The sequence below is a fragment of the [Mycobacterium] manitobense genome (genome assembly GCF_025821665.1).
GTDB lineage: Bacteria > Actinomycetota > Actinomycetes > Mycobacteriales > Mycobacteriaceae > Mycobacterium > Mycobacterium arseniciresistens.
In genome coordinates this window covers 1-318 of sequence record NZ_JACKSJ010000203.1, presented here as the reverse complement: position 1 = coordinate 318, position 318 = coordinate 1, and the positions used below count along the sequence as shown (strand labels likewise).

Here is a 318-nt window from a genome sequence, read left to right as displayed (position 1 = left end):
GATCGGCCCCGTCTCGTCGTGGATGACGCTCTCGGTCAACCCCAGTCCGCCCGGGCCGAACGACACCGTGGTGTCGAATCCCACCCAGCCGCCGCGCGGCTCGGCGAACAGGTGCGCGGTCAGGTCGATGTTGGGGAAGACCACCTTGGCCGGATCGGCCCGCACGGCCAACCCGTTGGCGATGTCGAGCAGCCCGATGGTCGCGGCGGCGGGGCTCACCGCCTCACCGGCGACCAGGCCGATGTCGGTGCGGACCCAGGCCGTCGCCCGCCCGAGCCCGTGCTCCACGCGCCGGACCTCGGCGGAGGCGATGAAGCC

At 73.3% G+C, this 318-nt stretch carries 1 protein-coding gene; it reads right to left on the bottom strand.

The genetic code is table 11. The features are described 5' to 3' along the window. The coding region (locus H7I41_RS23040; protein WP_264014950.1) for a thioesterase family protein at window positions 1-318 on the bottom strand (318 nt) is incomplete at both ends.